General features: G+C 65.4%; 16 protein-coding genes. 10 read left to right on the top strand and 6 right to left on the bottom strand.

Features of this window, described 5'->3' with window-relative positions; translation table 11 throughout:
- Nucleotides 1-65: 65 nt before the first annotated feature.
- Nucleotides 66-371 (bottom strand): hypothetical protein, encoded by a 306-nt coding sequence (locus AC5STB_RS20460; RefSeq protein ID WP_495444706.1) that lies wholly within the window; start codon nt 369-371, stop codon nt 66-68.
- Between the two features lie 337 nt (nt 372-708).
- Here AC5STB_RS20460 and AC5STB_RS20455 point away from each other — a divergent pair, with 337 nt between their 5' ends.
- The 8 genes from AC5STB_RS20455 (at nt 709) to AC5STB_RS20420 (ending at nt 10,883) form a co-directional block, all read left to right on the top strand.
- Nucleotides 709-2,838 (top strand): YjbH domain-containing protein, encoded by a 2,130-nt coding sequence (locus AC5STB_RS20455; protein WP_495444705.1) that lies wholly within the window; start codon nt 709-711, stop codon nt 2,836-2,838.
- Nucleotides 2,835-3,476: a YjbF family lipoprotein gene (locus tag AC5STB_RS20450; protein ID WP_495444704.1), complete on the top strand. Its 642-nt coding sequence runs from the start codon at nt 2,835-2,837 to the stop codon at nt 3,474-3,476. Before AC5STB_RS20455 ends, AC5STB_RS20450 begins: the two co-directional genes overlap by 4 nt.
- 25 nt (nt 3,477-3,501) lie before the next feature.
- The gene (locus AC5STB_RS20445; protein ID WP_495444763.1) at nt 3,502-4,881 is read left to right on the top strand and encodes a polysaccharide biosynthesis/export family protein; all 1,380 of its coding nucleotides are present in this window, start codon (nt 3,502-3,504) and stop codon (nt 4,879-4,881) included.
- Nucleotides 4,882-5,185: 304 nt separating this feature from the next.
- Complete coding sequence (locus tag AC5STB_RS20440) at nt 5,186-5,731, top strand: hypothetical protein (protein WP_495444703.1); 546 nt, start codon at nt 5,186-5,188, stop codon at nt 5,729-5,731.
- 221 nt (nt 5,732-5,952) lie between these two features.
- Nucleotides 5,953-7,338, top strand: coding sequence for a lipopolysaccharide biosynthesis protein (locus AC5STB_RS20435; RefSeq protein ID WP_495444702.1), 1,386 nt, complete (start codon nt 5,953-5,955; stop codon nt 7,336-7,338).
- A complete protein-coding gene (locus AC5STB_RS20430) occupies nt 7,335-8,618 on the top strand; it encodes a hypothetical protein (protein ID WP_495444701.1) in 1,284 nt (427 codons plus the stop codon). Before AC5STB_RS20435 ends, AC5STB_RS20430 begins: the two co-directional genes overlap by 4 nt.
- The gene (locus AC5STB_RS20425) at nt 8,615-9,466 is read left to right on the top strand and encodes a glycosyltransferase (protein ID WP_495444700.1); all 852 of its coding nucleotides are present in this window, start codon (nt 8,615-8,617) and stop codon (nt 9,464-9,466) included. The genes AC5STB_RS20430 and AC5STB_RS20425 overlap by 4 nt, the downstream gene beginning before the upstream one ends.
- A 244-nt stretch (nt 9,467-9,710) precedes the next feature.
- Nucleotides 9,711-10,883, top strand: coding sequence for a glycosyltransferase (locus tag AC5STB_RS20420; RefSeq protein WP_495444699.1), 1,173 nt, complete (start codon nt 9,711-9,713; stop codon nt 10,881-10,883).
- On the opposite strand, the gene AC5STB_RS20415 is transcribed toward AC5STB_RS20420, so the two are convergent.
- Nucleotides 10,880-11,467 (bottom strand): LbetaH domain-containing protein, encoded by a 588-nt coding sequence (locus AC5STB_RS20415; protein WP_495444698.1) that lies wholly within the window; start codon nt 11,465-11,467, stop codon nt 10,880-10,882. The genes AC5STB_RS20420 and AC5STB_RS20415 overlap by 4 nt on opposite strands.
- Before the next feature lie 427 nt (nt 11,468-11,894).
- On the opposite strand from AC5STB_RS20415, the gene AC5STB_RS20410 reads away from it, so the two are divergent.
- Nucleotides 11,895-12,611, top strand: coding sequence for a hypothetical protein (locus tag AC5STB_RS20410; protein WP_495444697.1), 717 nt, complete (start codon nt 11,895-11,897; stop codon nt 12,609-12,611).
- A gap of 61 nt (nt 12,612-12,672) precedes the next feature.
- Here AC5STB_RS20410 and AC5STB_RS20405 read toward each other — a convergent pair whose 3' ends face one another.
- Genes AC5STB_RS20405 through AC5STB_RS20390 form a run of 4 tightly spaced genes read right to left on the bottom strand, consistent with a single transcriptional unit; the run spans nt 12,673 to nt 16,197 of the window.
- Nucleotides 12,673-13,917: a glycosyltransferase family 4 protein gene (locus AC5STB_RS20405; protein ID WP_495444696.1), complete on the bottom strand. Its 1,245-nt coding sequence runs from the start codon at nt 13,915-13,917 to the stop codon at nt 12,673-12,675.
- The gene (locus AC5STB_RS20400; protein WP_495444695.1) at nt 13,914-14,111 is read right to left on the bottom strand and encodes a hypothetical protein; all 198 of its coding nucleotides are present in this window, start codon (nt 14,109-14,111) and stop codon (nt 13,914-13,916) included. Before AC5STB_RS20400 ends, AC5STB_RS20405 begins: the two co-directional genes overlap by 4 nt.
- Nucleotides 14,108-15,934 carry a phage head spike fiber domain-containing protein gene (locus tag AC5STB_RS20395; RefSeq protein WP_495444694.1) on the bottom strand — a complete coding sequence of 609 codons (1,827 nt, stop codon included), beginning with the start codon at nt 15,932-15,934 and terminating at the stop codon, nt 14,108-14,110. Before AC5STB_RS20395 ends, AC5STB_RS20400 begins: the two co-directional genes overlap by 4 nt.
- Nucleotides 15,934-16,197 carry a spike base protein, RCAP_Rcc01079 family gene (locus AC5STB_RS20390; RefSeq protein ID WP_495444693.1) on the bottom strand — a complete coding sequence of 88 codons (264 nt, stop codon included), beginning with the start codon at nt 16,195-16,197 and terminating at the stop codon, nt 15,934-15,936. The genes AC5STB_RS20395 and AC5STB_RS20390 overlap by 1 nt, the downstream gene beginning before the upstream one ends.
- A gap of 360 nt (nt 16,198-16,557) precedes the next feature.
- On the opposite strand from AC5STB_RS20390, the gene xrtE reads away from it, so the two are divergent.
- Nucleotides 16,558-18,156 carry an exosortase E/protease, VPEID-CTERM system gene (gene xrtE / locus AC5STB_RS20385; RefSeq protein ID WP_495444692.1) on the top strand — a complete coding sequence of 533 codons (1,599 nt, stop codon included), beginning with the start codon at nt 16,558-16,560 and terminating at the stop codon, nt 18,154-18,156.
- Nucleotides 18,157-18,200: the final 44 nt, after the last annotated feature.

Genomic DNA, 18,200 nt, shown 5'->3' with positions numbered 1-18,200 from the left:
CGGCGCGCCCGGCTTGGGCGGCGCCGTTTTCTTATCTGGTCCTGGCCGGATCAGCTGGTGCCGGATCAGTTGGTGCTGACGGTGCTTGTGGTGGAGGGGGTCGCACCGCCGCCTGCCGCGGCGGCAAGCCCGGCTGCGGCCGCGGCGGCCCCCAGCGCCGGCGCGATCAGCGGCACAAAGCCGGTGACGCCTTCCGCTTCCGCAGCGGCGGCGGCCTCGTTTGCGTCCAGCAGGGCAGCAATGCAGCCGTCATTGTCTTCGTGATTGGCCTGGTTTTCTTCGCAGTCATCCTGCCCGTTTGCGGAGCCGGCAGTCTGGGCGGCAACGCCGCTTGCGGACAGGGCCAGCGCCAAAAGGGTCATCCGGATCATCGTCAGTCTCCTAAACCTGTTCGGTGCCAAGCTATCATGCCCGGCCGGCTCTGAGAATGCCGCACCGCTGCAAAGCTGCGCCCGCCGCCCCGGAAAACAGCGTTTCCAGCCGCGTTCCGCCTGAAGCGCGGCGGCCGCACGGCGGATCCGCTGCATGCTCCCGCCGCCACGCTCCGGAGAGGGGTGCGCTGCCGCTTCAAAACCGGAAAGAGACAGGCAGATTCGCCACAAGAGAGAGACATTTCCAGCCTTTTTGCCGGCCGGCAGGACAGACCGCCGGAAAACCGGTAAGGGGTGGCCGGGCTTCAGTCATTATTCAAACGTTGTGAAGAAACCGATGTCACAGGGACGGTACAAGCTTTTGGCGGCGGCGATTGCTGCCCTCCCGGCATTGGCGCAGGCGCAGACGGTTTCCACCTACGGCACCCCTGGCCTGATCGAAATCCCGACAGCAGAGATGTTTGAAGATGGCACCCTGGCCTTTTCCGCGGGGGTGTTCGACAGAACCTTGCGCACCACGATGACCTTCCAGATGCTCCCTTGGGTGCATGGAAGTTTCCGTTACGGAGCAATCGCGGATTACCTGCGCAGCGAGACTGGTGCCGGCAGAATACTTTATGACCGCAGCTTCGATATCCATTTCCTGCTGCGGGAGGAAACCAGCGGCGGGCCCGCAATCGCCCTGGGTTTGCGCGACTTCGGCGGCACCGGGGTGAACGCGGCCGAATATGTTGTCGCGACCAAGACCATTGGCGGCCGGCTGAAGCTCTCGGGCGGCATCGGCTGGGGGCGTATGGCGGGGCGCGGCAGTTTTTCGAACCCGCTGGGCCTGATTTCCGGCGGCTTCGACACACGGGAAGCGTCCGGAGCAGGCGGCATTGCCGAGACCGGCCAGCTGGATTTCGGAAACTGGTTCCGGGGCGGCGCTGCATTCTTTGCCGGGGCGAGCTGGCAGCACAACAGCCGCTGGACCTTCATGGCCGAGTATTCCCCGGACCTGTATACTCAGGAAGTCTTCAGATCCGGGTTTGACGTCAATTCCCCTTTCAACTTCGGGCTGCAGTACAGGTTCGGCAACGGGACGCAGCTGGGCGCCTCCTATATGTATGGAAGCACCCTCGGCTTCACCTACAGCTATTTCATCGACCCGCGCCAAACCGTGGCGCCGGGCGGGCAGGGGGCGGCACCGCCGCCCTTGCTGCCGGTCCGGCAGGCGGCGCTGGCCAGCTGGAACCTGCCTGAAGACGCCCCCGCCGGCCCCGCTGCACCGGCCCGCCGCCAGCAGGTGCTGGCGCAAAAGCTGCAGCAGGAAGGGCTGCGGCTGGTTTATCTGGAGGAGGCGGGGCAGGCCCTGCGCATCGGGGTGGAAAACGCCCGCTACGGCCAGGCCGCCCAGGCCATCGGCCGCACCGCGCGGGTGCTGGCCAATACCCAGCCCGCCGGAACGCAGGATTTCGACATTGCGCTGATGGCAAACGGGGTGCCGCTCAGCGCGGTGCGGATTGCCCGCAAGGATCTTTATGAGCTGGAGCATGACCCCGACGGCGCCTGGCGCAGCTTTGCCCGTGCCGAAGTCTCTGACAGCCTGGCGCTGGCCGCCGGCGGAACCGCCGCCGGCGCCTATCCGCATTTCCGCTACCGGTTCGGCCCCTATCTGCAGGCGTCCTTCTTCGACCCGGACGAGCCCTTCCGCTATGAGGCCGGTGCCCAGCTGGGGGCCGATTACACGGCCGTCCCCGGGCTGACCCTGTCCGCCGGGCTGCGCCAGCCGGCGGCCGGCAATCTGGATGACAGCCAGCGCCAGTCGAACTCGGTGATCCAGCGGGTGCGCTCGGACTGGGGGCTTTATGCGCGGGCCTCTGATCTGAGGGTCGAGCATCTGACCGCCGAATACATCTGGCGGCCGGGGCCGGATCTGTTTGCCCGCGCCACGGCGGGCTACCTGGAAACCATGTACGGCGGGCTGTCGGGCGAGCTTTTGTGGTTCCCGGTCAACAGCCGCCTGGCGCTGGGGGCGGAGCTGAACTATGTGCGGCAGCGCGATTTTGATGTGCTGTTCGGCTTTCAGGATTATTCAACCGTGACCGGCCATCTGTCGGCCTATTACGATCTGCCGGGGGAGTATCACCTCCAGGCGGATGCGGGCCGCTACCTGGCCGGCGATTATGGCGCCACGCTCACGCTGGACCGGGAATTTGCCAACGGTTTCAAGGCCGGCGCCTTCTTCACTTTGACCACGGTGGGGTTCAGCGATTTCGGCGAGGGCAGCTTCGACAAGGGGATCCGGCTGGAAATTCCGGTGTCCTGGCTGACCGGCCGCCCGTCGCGCGACCGGCTGGCGCAGGTGATCCGGCCGGTGCTGCGCGATGGCGGCGCCCGGCTCAACGTGCGCAACCGGCTTTATGGCGTCACCCGCGAGGCGCGCGCCCAGCAGCTGGTCAAGGGCTGGGGGAGGTTTATGCGATGAAACGCCTGTGGCCCGTGCTGTCCGCCCTGCTGCTGCTCGCCTGCGGCGAGGCAAAAGACGATCTCGACCTGTTGCGCGGCGCGCTGCAGCCAGAGGCGCCGCGGTTCCACCCGCGCGCCTCGGCGCTGGCCGCCATCCGGCCGCTTCCGCCGCGGCTGGAGGCCGGGTTTCCGAGCCGCGGTCTGAGCGGTGTCATGCTCCTGGAGACCGAGCGGGCGGGCGTGCAGACCTGGCTCACCGCCGATGGCGCCACCATCACCCTTCGGCAGGGGTTCCTGACCTCGGCCAAGGGCTTCGGCTCCGGCCTGGCCGCCTCTGATGTGCAGCAAAGCGCCGCATTGGTGCTGGCGGGCCGGGAGGGCAGGGCAGAGCGGTTCCACAGCTTCCTGAACGGCAACGACCAGATCGAGCTGCACGCCTACCAATGCGCGGTGGCGCATCTGGGGGCAGAGGAGATCTTCCTGCGCGGGGTGCCGGTGCCGGTGCAGAAGCTGGAGGAGCGCTGCCACGGGGTGGCGGAAAGCTTCACAAATACCTATTGGATACGGCAGGATCCCCCCGCGGTCGTGCAGTCTTCGCAGTGGACCGGCGGCTTCCTTGGCAATCTGTTCCTGAAGGCGGTGCCGGATGATATTTGACGTTAAGCTTAGTGGAGGACGCACCGTGCGCCGCATTTCCATCGCTCTCAGCGCCCTGGCCGTGGCGGCCCTGGCGGCCGGCTGCTCCACGATCTACCGCAGCCCCGCGGTCAAGGCGGGGGTGTCTGACGCCGGCAAGGTCCGGGTGGTGGCGGTGACGCCGGAAACCGTGCTGGTGGCCAACCGCGCCGCCTATGAGCCCAAGGCGCTTCCGGCCGTGTTCCAGCTCTCTGCAGGTTCCGGCGCGGGCGCCGGCCCGCGCGGGGCGGGCCCGCTGCCTGAGGCGCCCTCAACCCAGGACGGCGGCCGCCAGGGGCTGCGGCTGGATCCGCCGCCGGCTGCGGACCCGGGCCCCTATACCATCGGCACCGGCGATGTGGTGGTGCTGTCCACGCCGTCGACCCGGGGCACGGTGGCTGAGCTGTCGGGGCTGCTGGCGGCGCAGAACAGCCGCAACGGCTATACGGTGCAGGATGACGGCTCAATCAACATACCGGACGTGGGCCGGGTGCGCATCGCCGGCCTCACCGTGGACGAGGCCGAAGCGCTGCTGTTCCAGCGGCTGGTGGAAAGCCAGATCGATCCGACCTTCAGCCTTGAGGTTGCCGAGTTCAATTCCCGCCGGGTCTCGGTCGGCGGCGCCGTCGGCAAGCCCGGCGTGCTGCCGGTCACCCTGACGCCGCTCACCCTGGGCGAGGCGCTGGCGGCGGCGGGGTCGGTCTCGGTGGCGGATATCGACACCAGCTCGGTCAGGATCTACCGCGATGGCGCCATGTACCAGATCCCGCTGGAGGATCTCTATGCCCGCTCCGACTTGCAGCGCCTCAAGCTGCTGGCGGATGACTCGGTGTTTGTGGATACCGATTACGATCTCAGCCGCGCCGAGCGCTATTTCGCCCAGCAGATCCAGCTGCAGCAGACCACCCTGGCGGCCCGCCGCGCCGCAATCGACGAGCTGACCGCGGCGCTGACCCTGCGCCGCGCCGACCTGGATGAGCGGCGCCAGACCTTCGCCCAGGCGGTGGAGCTGGACGCGGTGGAGCGGGACTACGTCTACCTCAGCGGCGAGGTCCGCACCCAGGGCCGCCACACGCTGCCGTTCGGGCGCAGGGCGGCGCTGGCGGATGCGCTGTTCGGCACCGGCGGCGGCATCGCCAAGGAGACCGGCGACGCATCCGAAGTCTATGTGCTGCGCGCCTCGCAGGACATCCGCGAGTTCGGCGCGGTCACCGCCTGGCACCTGAACCTGCGCAACGCCGCGCATCTGCCGCTGGCCGCCCGTTTTGAGCTGCGCCCCGGCGACGTCGTGTTTGTGGCCGAGAACCCGGTGACCCGCTGGGGCCGCACCATCGACCAGATCACGCCGTCGCTGCTCACCGCGCCGGTCAATGCGATTGCGGATTGATGGTTGAGCAGCCGTCTGGATCCAAGCGCGCCTTCGGGTATGCTTTGCCGCAGGGCCGCCCGGATCTTTCGAGAAAGGAACAGTGAGGGAAATGCGACAGGAGAGACCGGGCAGCCGGCCTTCCGGAAAGGACACCGGGCGCAGCAGATTCCGGGCCCTGATCAAGGATGCAATAAAGCCGTACCCTGCTCTCTTTGCTCCCGTCTTCCGCCATTTCGGCCCCAAGCACGCGCGCGGCCTGCTTATTGGCCCGGCGACGGAAGTTGTGATCGAAGGCTTTCCGCGCTCGGCCAATACTTTTTCAGTGGTTGCCTTTCAGTCCGCTGGAAACAGGTCGGTCAAGCTGGCGCACCATCTGCATGCTGAAGCGCAAATTGCCGCCGGTGTCCGGCGCGGCCTGCCGGCAATGGTGCTGATCCGTGCCCCGGAAAGCGCGGTGCGCAGCTACTGTGTTTTCTATGAGGGCGCGGACGAGAACAAGGCATTGCGCCTTTGGATCTCTTTCTACCGGCGGATGCTGCCGCTTCGGGACCATATCTATATTGCCGACTTCAGGAGAGTGGTTTCCGACTTCGGAGCGGTGACTGCGGAATTCAATGCGGCGTTCAAAACGAACTTTGCCTGCTTCGATCATTCTGAGGAGAATGTTGCAGCCGTTTACGCGGAAATTGAGGAGATCGCGCGCCGCACCCATAAGGCGGCGGAGCGCCGCATTGCGCGCCCGTCAGAGGCCAAAAGCAGAGCGCAGGAGGCAATCGCATTTAACTTCGATCCTGGTTTGCTGGAGCAGGCCAACGCGCTCTATGCCCGTCTTCTGAATGACCGGAGCAGCTATGATGCCGTGCGGTGACACGCCTTGGCGCCCGCGTCCCCGGCAGCGGCGTGTCACGGCCCGGCCGGCCCGCAAGGCGAGGGGGGCCATGATCCTGCAAAGGCATTCGGCATCTCAAGGGCCGCTGCCGCGGGCGGGATGCCCGGTCCGGGCAGGGCGGTTTTGCGGTGCGGCGCTGCCGCAGCCGGGAGCGCGTGTTCCCGGCCGGCTGCTTCCAGGCCTTGCGGCGGTTTCATATGATGGCAGACCGTACCGGCAGGCGCATCATTCTTGGCAGCGCGGCCAACGGCGCGGGTCTTCTTGCCCGGGTGGCAGAACAGCTGCTGATGGTGCCAATACTTCTGGCCTTCTGGTCTGCCTCTCTCTACGGCGAATGGCTGCTGGTCGCAGCCGTTCCCATCTATCTGTCCCTTTCCGACTTCGGTTTCGTCACGGCATCGTCGAACGAACTGGCGCGCCGAAGCGCAAACGGTATCAGCGCCGCAGCCAGGTCCTTTTACAGCGACGTCCTGTCCGCCTTTGCACGATGGTCGCTGCTGCTGTCCGTGCTCTTGGCGGGCGGCGCCTTTCTTGTGCCGCTATCAAGCTGGCTCGGGCTGTCGCTGATGACGCAGCTTGAGGCGGGCGCCGTCTTTGCTCTCCTCATTCTGAATGTGCTTCTCAATCAAAACGGTTTGGTTTTTCAGGCCGGGCTGCGCGCCTGCCGCAATGTGCATGCCGCTTTCCTGGTCCGCGCCGCCGCCGCCTTCATCCGGATAGGCATAATTGCTCTGGCTGTCAGTTCCGCCGAAGCCGGGCCGGTAGAGGTCGCGGCCCTGACCGTGGCCGTGCGGGTGCTGGAAGTCTCTGTTCTGGCGCTTTTGTCGCATCGCAACGGTCTCACCCCTCGGGTGCGTTTGTTCACGATGCCCGCCGAAAGAATGGCCAAGTATATCGGCCTGGGGATCGGGTTCACCCTGATCCCGCTGGCGGAGGCGATTGTGCTGCAGGGCATGGTTCTCATCGTGGGGGCAACGATGGGGGCTGTCGTGGTTGCGGTTTTTGCGACCCACCGGACCCTGACACGCCTTGCTTTTCAGATCGTCCGCCTTGGGGTGCAGCCGCTGACAGCGGAAGCAGGCCTGCTGCAAGGGGCCGGGAACCGGGAAAAGCTCCGGCAGCTGGTCAGTGCTGTTTCCCGTCTGACGTTCTGGGCCTCCCTTGCGGCCGCAGCATGCCTCATGATCGCCGGACCTGTGATCTTTTCAGCCTGGACACATGGCCGGATAGGCTTTCTGCCGTTGCTGTTCGCGCCGCTGCTGCTTGCAACAATCCTCGAAGGGATCTGGCGCGTGCCCTCGGCGGTGCGTTTGGGAACCAATCAGCACCGCCCCCTGGCGTGGGGGTTTTTCCTGCTGAGCCTGCTGGGGATCTGTGCGGCTTATGTTCTGTCGCACCCGTGGGGGCTCATTGGCGTGGCCTGTGCGCTTGTTCTTGTGCATGCCGGCATGTGTGTGCTGACGCTGCATTTTAATCAGGCTGTGCTGGGGGCAGGCATGGGGCAGTTCATCAGGGATCTGGCAACTCCGCCAATTCCGGAGTTCTGCTATGCTGTGCGCAAACTCGCGTCGAGGAAAAGCAAATGAGTGCGGCCTTTCCGGGGGCACACCGCCGCTGGGTGGTGCCGCGCAGCGTCTTTGCGCCGGCGCATGTGCTGTTGTTTCTCCTGCCGGCCCTGACGGCGTTCCGGTTCAATGCCGTCGGCCAGCTGATGGTGTCGGATTTCCTGGCGGCCGCGCTGTTCGCCGCATTGCTCGCGCGCGGCAGGATCAATCTGCGGCAAGCCTATCTGCGCCCGGTTCTGGTATTTTATGCGCTCTGGGTTTCCGGCATGCTCTGGTCAGACATCGTCAACCAGTCCCCGGCGGCCAACATGGCCAAGGGATGGGCATTGGTAGGCCTGTTCGGGATATACCTGGTTGTGGCCTTCACTCTGGTGGACGGCCGCCGCGACCGGCTGTTCTATGCAATGGCCGGGGTCGGCGCGGCTGCCCTGCTGACGTCTTTTACCGACAATGCCCGGGGCGCGTTTTTCGGTTTGCAATGGAAATTCGGGGCCGGGCTTTCGGTTACGCTGCTGTTGCTTCTGGTGATGCGTGCTGCTGGCCTGGGGCGCCGTAAAACGGGGGCCTGGCTGATGGCGGCCGCGCCTCTGCATCTCTTTCTGGGAGCGCGGTCTCTTTTCCTTCTGACCTTCCTGTCCGGTGCCCTCAGCGCTTTTTCCCTGCATTTCAGCAGGCCGCGCGACAGGGTTTTTGCGATCGGCCTGGTGATCATGCTGCTGTTCGGCGGCATGATCGCAGGCGAGGCGGTGTTCAGTGAAATCGTTAAGACAGGTGTGCTCGGGCAGGAAATGCTCTACAAGCACCTGGCACAGACGGCAGGCGGGCGGAGCATTTTCTTCGGCGGGCGGCCAGAGAGTATCGTGGCCCTTCGGGCAATTTCGGAAAGCCCGCTGCTGGGGCATGGCTCCTGGGCTGAAAAGCCGCAATACCGCTATTTGCTTTACCAGCTCCTTCAGGCGCAGGGCGCCTATGTGAACTGGAATGCCGAGTATCTCACCCGGGTCGAGACCATCCCCAGCCACTCGATCCTGCTGGGGACATGGGTGCAGCACGGCGTGCTTGCAGGGCTGTTTTGGGCATCGGTTCTGGTGCTGGCGTTCCGCGCTCTGCTGGCCGCCGCCATCGCAGCCCGGCCAGGCTGGAGCTACGAATTCCTGGCTGTTGCGACGTTGCTCTGGGATACGCTGTTTTCACCCTTTGGCGGAGAACGGCGTTGCATAACTGCGCTTTTCATCGTCATTGCCGCCACGCTTCTCGCAGACCACCTGAAATCAATGAAGAAGGGCCAGGGGGATACATGAAGATTTCTGTTGTCACGAACGCCTTCAACCAGGGCCGGTTCCTGCGCCGTTGCATGGAATCCGTCCTGACCCAGCAGGGGGTGGAGCTGGAGTATATTGTGATCGATCCTGGCTCAACGGATTCCACCGCTGCGGTCCTGGCAGAGTATGAGGCGCGCGGAGACCGCCGCCTGCAAATCATCCGGGAACCGGACAACGGGCCTGCCGATGGCCTGAACAAAGGCTTTGCCCGCGCCTCTGGGGATTGGTTCATCTACCTGAACGCAGACGATTTCTTTCTTGCCGGGGGGATGGCGCAGGCGGCACGTGCAATCGCTGCCAACCCCGGGGCGGATTGCATCTTCGGCGACGGGTATCTTACCGGTATCAGCGGCGTGCCTTACCGCCGCGTGCTGGCCACCCCGGCCTTCACGGCTGAGCGCTACGTGCACTACCGCACGCTCTGGCTTCAGCAGTCCACGTTATACAAGGCCGGAAGTTTCCGGAAAGCGGGCGGTTTCAATGCCGCGAACCGGACCTGCTGGGATGGCGAAATCCTGGTTGATATGGCGCTGGCCGGCATGCGGTTTGCGCATGTTCCAGGCTTTTGGTCGGCCTTTGTTCTTTATGGGGACAGTATCACCGGCAGTCAGCGCCATGCTTCCGAGGACCGGCGCAACCACGAGCGCATCTACAGGAAGGTGATGGGGCGGGACAGAACCGAGGCGGACCTCAAGGCAATGCGCCGGCGGCATCTTCTGGACCTTCTGGCAAGGCCCCGGCGTCTTTGTTTGCGCATCACGGACGCGCTCCTGCCGGGCAAATTGCCCGTTATCGCGCAGCATCTGCCGCCGGTTGAGGACCTCTGAGGCAGATCACCTTTTCAGTTTGAGCCGGGACACCGTCAGCATGACCGCAGCCCTTAACGCGAAATCCGGGGACACGGCCCGCAAGGCGCCCATCGGGGCCTTCGTGCACCGGGACGCCCGGCGCGCCGGCGGAATGGCAGGAGCGTCCTCCGCCCGCAGAGATGAAGACAATCATGAAAACCGCCGGACCGGCCGCCCAGCGGCCGGGCTGCCGCGGAACCGGTGAAACCAGAGAGGCCATCCTGTGAAGATCCTGCATCTTATCCGTTCTGCCGATCCCGAAGGGGGCGGGCCGATTGAATATGCACGTGTCATGGCTGAAGCGCATGCCCGGCAGGGTCATGAAAGCATCTTTGTCACGCTTGACGATCCGCAAGCGCCCTTTCTGAAGGACTTTCCTTTCCAGGTGGAGGCGGCGGGCCCGGTGCGCGGGCCATTGCGCCGGGCCCCCGGCTTCGGCGGACGTGTCTCCGGCCTGCTTGCCGGTGCGGATGCCGCGGTCATTCATGGCTTGTGGAGCCATGCCGCAACCGGCGCTTACCGCGAGATGAAACGCGCGGGGTTTCCGTGGCTGGTTTTCACCCATGGCATGCTCGATCCCTATTTCCGCCAGGCCGGCCGGTTGAAGCACCTTCTGAAACAAGCCTATTGGACACTGTTTCTGGGGCGGGTTCTCAAGGACGCCCATGCGGTTCTGTTCACGTGCCAGGAAGAAGAGCGCCTGGCCCTGGGGGCATTCCGCGGATACCAGGGGTACCGTTCGAAAGTGCTGGCATTCTGCGCCGCCGACCAGCGCAGGCCCGAAGCCGAGCAGCTGCAGGGCCGCAGCAGTTTCCGGGCCCGGCTGCCGGACCTGGGGGACCGCGATTATCTTCTTTTCCTGAGCAGGATACATCCGAAAAAGGCCTGCGATAACCTGATCCGGTCTTTCGCCGAGGCCGCGGCGCGCCATCCGCAGCTGGACCTGGTGATCGCCGGCCCGGATCAGGTCGGGTGGAAAGCGGAATTGGAAGCGCTTGCGGAGCAGCTCGGGATTGCCGCCCGCATTCATTGGCCGGGCATGATCAGGGGCCCGGAGAAATCTGCCGCCTTCGCCGGCGCCCGCGCCTTTGTCCTGCCTTCGCATCAGGAAAACTTTGGCCTTGTTGTTGCAGAAGCGCTTTCGGCCGGCACCCCGGTTCTCATCTCCGGCAAGGTCAATATCTGGCGGGAGGTCGTTGAAGACGGCGCCGGCCTGTCCGGCCCCGATACGGTCGCGGCAACAACGGCGGTGCTTTGCCGGTTCCTGTCGATGCCGGCTTCGGAAGCCGCAAAGATGCAGGCCAACTGCCGGCCCGCCTATGAGGCGCGTTTCTCGGTCGGCAGCGCCGCCCGGGATCTGCTGGACGCAATATCCGAAGCGGCGAACCGCGGTTAACTGCTGGTTTCGAGATCCCGCCGCCGGAGCGCTGCGGCCGGATTTCCGGCATAGACCGTCCAGGGCTGCAGCTTCCCTGTAACGACCGCGCGGGCGCCGATCACGCACCCTTGCGGAACCGTGACCCCCGGCCCGATGAAAGCCTCTGCAGCAATCCAGACATCGTCGCCGATCTCGACCGGGCGCGTCACAAGGGGCCGGCTGGCACGGGTGAAATCATGTGTGCCGCCGCAGAGGAAGGCCCGCTGGGAAACAACGGACCGCGCGCCGATGACAATGAGATCCATGTTATAGCATTGAACGCCATCGCCAAGCATCGCATCTTCCCGCATGACCAGGTTGGGCGGGTACCAGACAGCCGCGCTTGAGCGCACCACGGCGCCGGCCGCGATCCTGGCACCAAATGCGGACAGCAGAAAACAGCGCCAGCGGTTTAACTGCGGAGGTGTCCAGGACGCCAGAAGCCGCCATACGGTCATCCAGGCAAGGCGGTAAACCCGGTGGCGCAACGGGAACCGCGCAACCGAGTGCCCCTTGACGGGCTTTGGCGGGGTAGGGGACGTCAGGTTCGAGCTGTTTGCCATGCTGCCGTATTCTGCTTTGCACTATGATCCAGCGAACCATATCCAAACTTATCCGCTTGCTACAGCCCCAGGCTGCGCCTATCTTTTGGCACCTGCAACCGGCGGCGCAGGGCTGTCCGATCAGGTGCGGCAGGGAGGCAGCAAGCCTCCTCCAGGGGGCGCCCTGGTGAAGATACCCGCGCGTCTGTGCCTGCGCCAAGGCGTCCCGGACAAGGGTCTTGCCAAGGCCCGCGAATACCGGAACGTCTTTCGCAGCAATAAACAGGGAAACTGGTACAGGATGAATTTCGGCCGCCTTGCAGACCACCCCTCGGTACGTAAATCCCCTGTTGTCAGAAAGGGAATTGCCCTCCTGCGGCGCCCCGCTGCGGCTTTGGAAAGGAGGGCTGTGAGACCTGAGGCCTATGCAAATTGCCCGCCTCTTTTTGTGAATTCGCTCCCCAAAAGCGGCACGCATCTTCTGCTGCAGGTAACGCGGGCCCTTCCCGGTGCCCGCTACCTCAACCGCTTTATTGCAACCAGCCCGTCCCTAACGCAGCGGGAACGGGCGCCGGATGATCTGGCGCGGCGGATTTCCGCAGTGCTGCCGTCGGAAACCCTCGGCTGCCATCTGTACTGTTCCCCCGAGGCGAAGGCCGCCCTGCAAGGCATCAACGCCTTGCATCTCTTCATCTACCGCGACCCGCGGGACGTGATTGTGTCAGAAGCCTATTACCTGAGCGAGATGAACCGCTGGCACCGGATGCACAAGCATTTTGCCAAGCTGGACAATGACCGGGACCGGCTGCAGCTGGCTCTGAACGGGCTGGACCGCCGCTACCCGGAATGCAACAGCCGCCTGCTGCCCTATTCCGGCTGGCTGCAGGACCCGGATACCCTTGCCATCCGCTACGAAGATATCGCAGGCGCGGGCCGCGACAGCCAGCTGTTGCGCATTATCGATGCTTACACTGCCCGCACCGGCGGTCTGGCTGAGGACCGCAGCGCCCTTCTGCAGGCGCTGAAGACGGCCATTGATCCGGGAAAGTCGCATACCTTCCGGCGCGGCGGCACAGGCAAGTGGCGCAAAGGCTTAAGCGACGCTGAAGCGCGCGCAATGACCGAACAGCTTCGCCCGTCCCTGGAGGCATTCGGGTATACTTAGCCTGCGGCTGAAGACACCGCGCAGGAACCGGGCCGGTTCCGGGCTGCCGGCGGCAAGGGCTTTAATCCTGGCAATGCGCGGCCCCCCGGGAGGCGCCGGTCAGGCGCTGCAGGATGGCCTCGTACTTGCTGAATATGGTGCCGCGGTTCATGTGCTGCTGCACGAAGGCGCGGCCGGCATCGCCCATGCGCTGCTGCCGCGCCGGGTCGCTCAGAAGCCCTGCCACCTCCTGGCAGAGGCGGGCCTCGTCATCCGGGAAAACGCAGATGCCCGCGCCGGACTCCCGGGCCAGGGCATCAAGCGGGCTGCCCGGTTCGGCAATGCAGACATAGGGGCGGCCTGCCGACATGATCGAGAAGATCTTCGAGGGCAGCGCATAGTCCGCCACGTTCAGGGCCTGGGGCACAAGATGGACATTGGCACTCTGCAGCGAGGCCATGAACTCCCCGGCGGGGGCCAGCTCCAGGAAACGGGCGTTTGCGATGCCGCGGCGGGCGGCCTCGGCTTCGATCCGGGCGCGCTCCGACCCGCCGCCGCGCATCAGGATCTCAACCTCTGGCATCGTGTTCGACACATGCGACAGCAGCGGCAGGATCTGGTCCAGATTCTGTTTCTTGCCGAAGTTCCCGGAATACATCACCCGCACCGGGGCGCCCGGATCGACCGGAGCTTCTTCGGCCGCTTGCGACCAGATCGGCAGCACCGTGATGGGCTTCCTGCAGCCGACCTTCTCAAGTTCCCGCTTCATGCCCTCCGTCAGCACAACAACCTCATCCGCGAAGTTGAGGCCAACCCGCTCCACCAGGCGCATGATCTTCAGCACCAGCGGATTGGAGGCGATGCCAAGCGAGCCGGCAAGGCCGCTTTCGATATCGTGGACCACGGCAATGACAGGCGCGCCGGAGCGCAGCTTCAGCGCCTTGGCGCCGTAAAGAGCCAGAACACTCGGAATATAGGCAATGATGGCGCCGGTCTTGCGGTGCGTGCCGCGAAGCGCATGCCAGGCTGCCCTGCGCAGGAAGCGCAGATCATTGCCGACCCGGGTCTTGAACCCGCCGGAGCCGCGCGGGTTCACCGGGACGCGTTCGATTGCGATCCTGCCCAGAGCTTCACGGTCGCGCGCCCCTCCCGCCCAGTCTCCAAAGGGGCCGCAGCTGGGGTAATGCGGGCGGAAGGCGAGCGCCGAGACGGCGTACCCCTGGTCCGACAAGTGCTCTGCCAGTTCCCGGCAGTAGGGGGCAGAGCCGATCTCTTCCGGCCAGAAATAGGGCGACAGGTAAAGAACCGAACCCGAAGATGCGCTCATTCGTGAATGATCTTTCCAGTTGTCCGCGCATAAATGTCTTCGCAGCGCATGATGTCAGCCTCACCGGCACGTTGCCCGGGCTCTCCATCCGGGTGGATGGCGCCAAGCGGAATGTAGACACTCTCGTTCCCGGCCGCCAGCGTCTCCTTGCCGTTCAGTGCCGCCTTTGCGGTGAACCGCAGGCTGCCGCTCATGCGGTGATCCGCTCAATGCCGGGGCGGCCAAGATCGCGGTCCCACATGCGGAAGCGGCCAAGGCTGCCGTTGAACACCGGTGCCAGGCCGATACCGGCTGCCGCCAGGTCCGGCAGCGCGGATGGTGCGGGCGAGGCGGGGAAGGTCTTCCCTTTCTCCGCCAGCTCCAAAAGCGCCGCCTGGTGGCGGGCGGCAAATCCGGCAGGCACATCAAGGCCGGCTGCGTAAGCGGATGCCGCCCCGCTGGCGGTGCTGGCGGCACCGGACTGTCCGCTGGAAACCCGGATCCGGCCGGTTGCCGGGCTGCTGGCGCTCAGGTCTGCCCTGAGGAAGCTGCCCGCATCAGCCCGCCAGTCGAAGAACCGGGCTGCTGCACCGGATCCGCTGTCTGCAAAACTCATGCGGCCATCCATGGCAAACGACACCGTTTCCGGCATGGCGGCGGGCAGCACAGAGGCGCGGATGGCCAGCGTCTCTGCCGGGCGGGTGACCGGGCTGCCAGCGGTGGGGATGAAGGAGGAGGGGGTGTATCCCGGTTCAAGCTGGGGGCGGCGGAAGTCCGCATACATGCCTGAAGCTGAATCATTCCAGACAGGATACATGTTGAAGGATGTTACGGTCCCGGCGGTGAACGTCATTGCCAGCCGGTAGACGCCGGGGGAGACCAGCTTGGCCGCCGGGGGATAAAGGGCCGGAGCGGCCGCCAGTTTGGTGAATGCCCCGGTGCTGAAATCAAAGCGGTAGGCAACGGAGTCGCTGCCGCCGCTGAACCCGCTGCCAAACGCCCTGATGGTAAACCCGCCGCTGTTGCCCGCACGGACCTCGACCTGCGCGGTATATACGCCTGCGCCGCCGCCGACATCCCGTCTTTCGGTTCTGGGAAAGCTGCCCGTGCCGTTTGAAGTTATCCGCACGAACCCGCCGGGCACCTCCTCAAGGGTGCTGTTGGGAGAGGCCCAGTTCCCGGCGGGCGCGATGGCGTGCCGCAACAGGTTCACCGCGGCGCCGCTTTCGATCTTAATCCCTGCCGGCGCACCGTTTTCATACGCGTTGCGGCGCGCCTTGAAGACCGGTGAGGCACTGGACGGGACATAGGTCTCAAAGCCTGCCCCCAGGGCGTTATCCGGGTTGTCCGCCATGCCGCCGAGATCGGAGCGGTAGAGCCATTGCGCAAATACGTCCACCGCCTCAGTGCCGTCCGGATCCGTCACCAGATGCGCTGCCGCGCTTTCTGATACGCCCGCACTCAGCGTGCCGGCCGGCGCAGATCCATCCATGGCAAAAGCAATGCTGCAGATGAAACTGCCGTCGGCCAGCGGCTGGATTTGCGCAAGGTGGCCGGTGCCCTGGCTGGCAACCGCCCCGTCCTGCAGATCGAAAAGGGAAACGCCCTCTGCGCCGGTGCCGTAGCCCGCGGAGGCCATGGCAAGGTAGCGCAGGTTCACCTGCCGGACATGGGCCGCGTAGGTATAGGTGCCCGCATCCGGCAGCGTTACCCCTGCCCGCAGCGCCTCAGGCGCCCGTGCGCCTGTGCCTGCCGCGGCCGTGAGCCGGGTCCCGGACACCGACGCGTCCCTTGCGGCGCTTTGCATCAGATCGCCGGAATGGGCCAGCAGGTTATGCGCCGCCCAGAGCAGCTCTCCCGTCTTGCCGGTGAAGGTGCGCAGGCCGGTGCCGTTGTAGGCGCAGATCTCGTCAAAGCGCCTGGCGGCGCCTGCCTGAAAGTAGCGGTCCTGCCGGAAGTCCAGGTCGGTCAGGGGCGCAGGCGGCGGCTTGCGCCCCTGCACGGCCTCACCCGTCATTGAAAGGCCGGTACCCAGCATCAGTACCACCCCGCGACAGTTGCCGTTGTGCCGGTTGCTTCGATCCCGGCGGCCGAGAAAGTGAATGTCTCGCCTGAGGCGACCGGGTAGACAATGATGGTTCCCGCGGAATCCCGGACCGCCAGGTCCCCGCCCGAGACAACCCGCAGCACCCGCGGGCGCACCGGCAGGTCGGCCCCGTCCTGCGGGGTGATTGCAAAATGGGTGGCAGCCGGGCTTGAAAGCCCGCGGCGGTGGCGGGCGAACGGATCGGTTTGCGGCATGGGTGAACTCCTGAAATTGCGGGCCTGTTGCAACGTGCGTCCCGATTCCTCCGATGGGCTGAATGATGGGATATCCGGGTTAAGGCTGGAACAACCGGGCGTGCGCCGGTTCGCCCGGCGGCGCAACGCGCGCTGCGGCTTGTGCCCTGAAACGGCGCCAGGGCCCCCTCACCGGTGCAGCCCGGTCCGGAATTGCGGATCCGGCAGGCACCGCAAGCCTGATGGCGGCGAATGCCAGCGGCTGGATCTTGCGGGAGACCCTTGAACATGCGGCCGCCTTGTTTGAGAAGAGAACATCCCTGACAGGGCAGGGCAGGGGCTGCGCCCCCCTGTTTTCAAACGCGTGCTCAAGGAGTGACCATGAGGCAGGGGCTGGTTGTTATGCCTGTATCCGGGCGCCTGGCTGTTTTTTTGCTGGCCGCTGTGGCCGAAGCTGCGGCCATCCGCCTCCTGACCCATGAGACGGAGCAGTTTTCCTGCAGCAATGTGTCCGTTTTTGCGGTCTGCCGGCTAATGAGAACGCTTCCTTTGAGCGTTTTCCTGATGTGTCTGGCCGTTGTCCTGATGAACATTTTCGTTCCCCGCTTCTGGCGCAACTATTTGTATCTGGCGAAAACCGCCCCGCCCCGCAGCCTCTTGCCGGCTGCATTGCACCTGCTGGGGCTGGCGCTGCTGCTGACGCCGCTGTGGCGTTTTACCCTGCCGCAGCTGGAGGCGCAGTTCAGCCAGGCGGCGCCGCTGTTCCTGGCAGGTGCGGCGCTGGCGTTTCTGGGCGCGGCGTTCTGGCTCCTGCCCTGGCGGGCCTGGAAGCAATGGCTGCTTGGCAATGACGCCTTGCTGCCGCTTGCGGCGGCCGGGTTCTTTCTGCTGCCGCTGGTCGTGGAGGCCGCGGGCTGGCTCTGGGGCGAAAACCGCGCTCTGACCCGGCTGACCTTCGAGGCGGTTGCCCTGGTGCTCTCCCTGGCGGGCACGGCGGTCTCCAGCCTTCCGGGCGACCGCATCATCGGCCTCAATGACTTTGCGGTGCGCATTGCCACGGGCTGTTCCGGTGCCGAAGGCATGGCCCTGGTGGCGGTGTTCATGGGCATCTATGCGCTGCTGGCGCGCAGCACGCTGCGCATGGCGCCGTACTGGATGGTCCTGTTCCCGCTGGCAGTCGGCCTCAGCTGGGTGTTGAATGTCCTGAGGATCGCCGTGCTGGTCTGGCTGGGGGCCAATGTCTCGCCCCAGCTGGCGGTGGACGGGTTCCACTCCTATGCGGGCTGGCTCCTGTTTTCGCTGCTGGCCTTTGCGGTTCTGGCGGCCGTTCACAATCTGGATGTCTTCCATGACAGGGCTGCGGGCCCCGCCGCCCGGACAGGCCCGCCCCTGGCAGCGGATCCGCTGTTTGCCAGGATCGTGCCCTTCATCCTGTTCATGCTGAGCGGCACGCTCACCCCGCTGATCTGGCAGATCCCCGCCGATGGCTATCCGCTGCGGGTGGCGGCGATGCTGCTGGGGCTGGCGCTGTTCTGGCCTGCGCTGAAAACCTTCAAATGGCAGGCCGGGCCGCTGGACTGGCTCACGGGCTGCGCGGTGGCGGCGCTGTGGCTCTGGACCGCGCCGGAGGCCGCGGCCGGCGCCGCGCAGCCGGATCCGTTCTGGATTGCCTGCCGCCTCTTCGGCACGGTGCTGCTGGTGCCGGTGATCGAAGAGCTGTTCTTCCGCGCCTATGTGCTGGAGCGCATCGCCGGCGGCCCGGCGGCGGCGCCCTGGCGGGCCTTTGCCGGACTGGCGGTCAGCAGCCTGCTGTTTGCGGCGCTGCACGACCGCTGGCTGGCGGGCGCCCTGGCAGGGGCGGCCTTCGGGCTGCTGTATCTGCGCAGCCGCCAGCCCGGCGGCGCGGTGCAGGCGCATATGCTGGCCAATGCCCTGATTGCCGCCGCAGCCATCGCCATAGGGGATTTCGCGCTGATCTGATCTGAGCGGACCTCGTGGCGGGTTCTTAAAATTTTCCTAACATA

This window comes from Leisingera sp. CC-HEC093, assembly GCF_059429195.1.
Note: the sequence above shows the minus strand (reverse complement) of the source record. Positions and strands in the feature narration are given on the sequence as shown.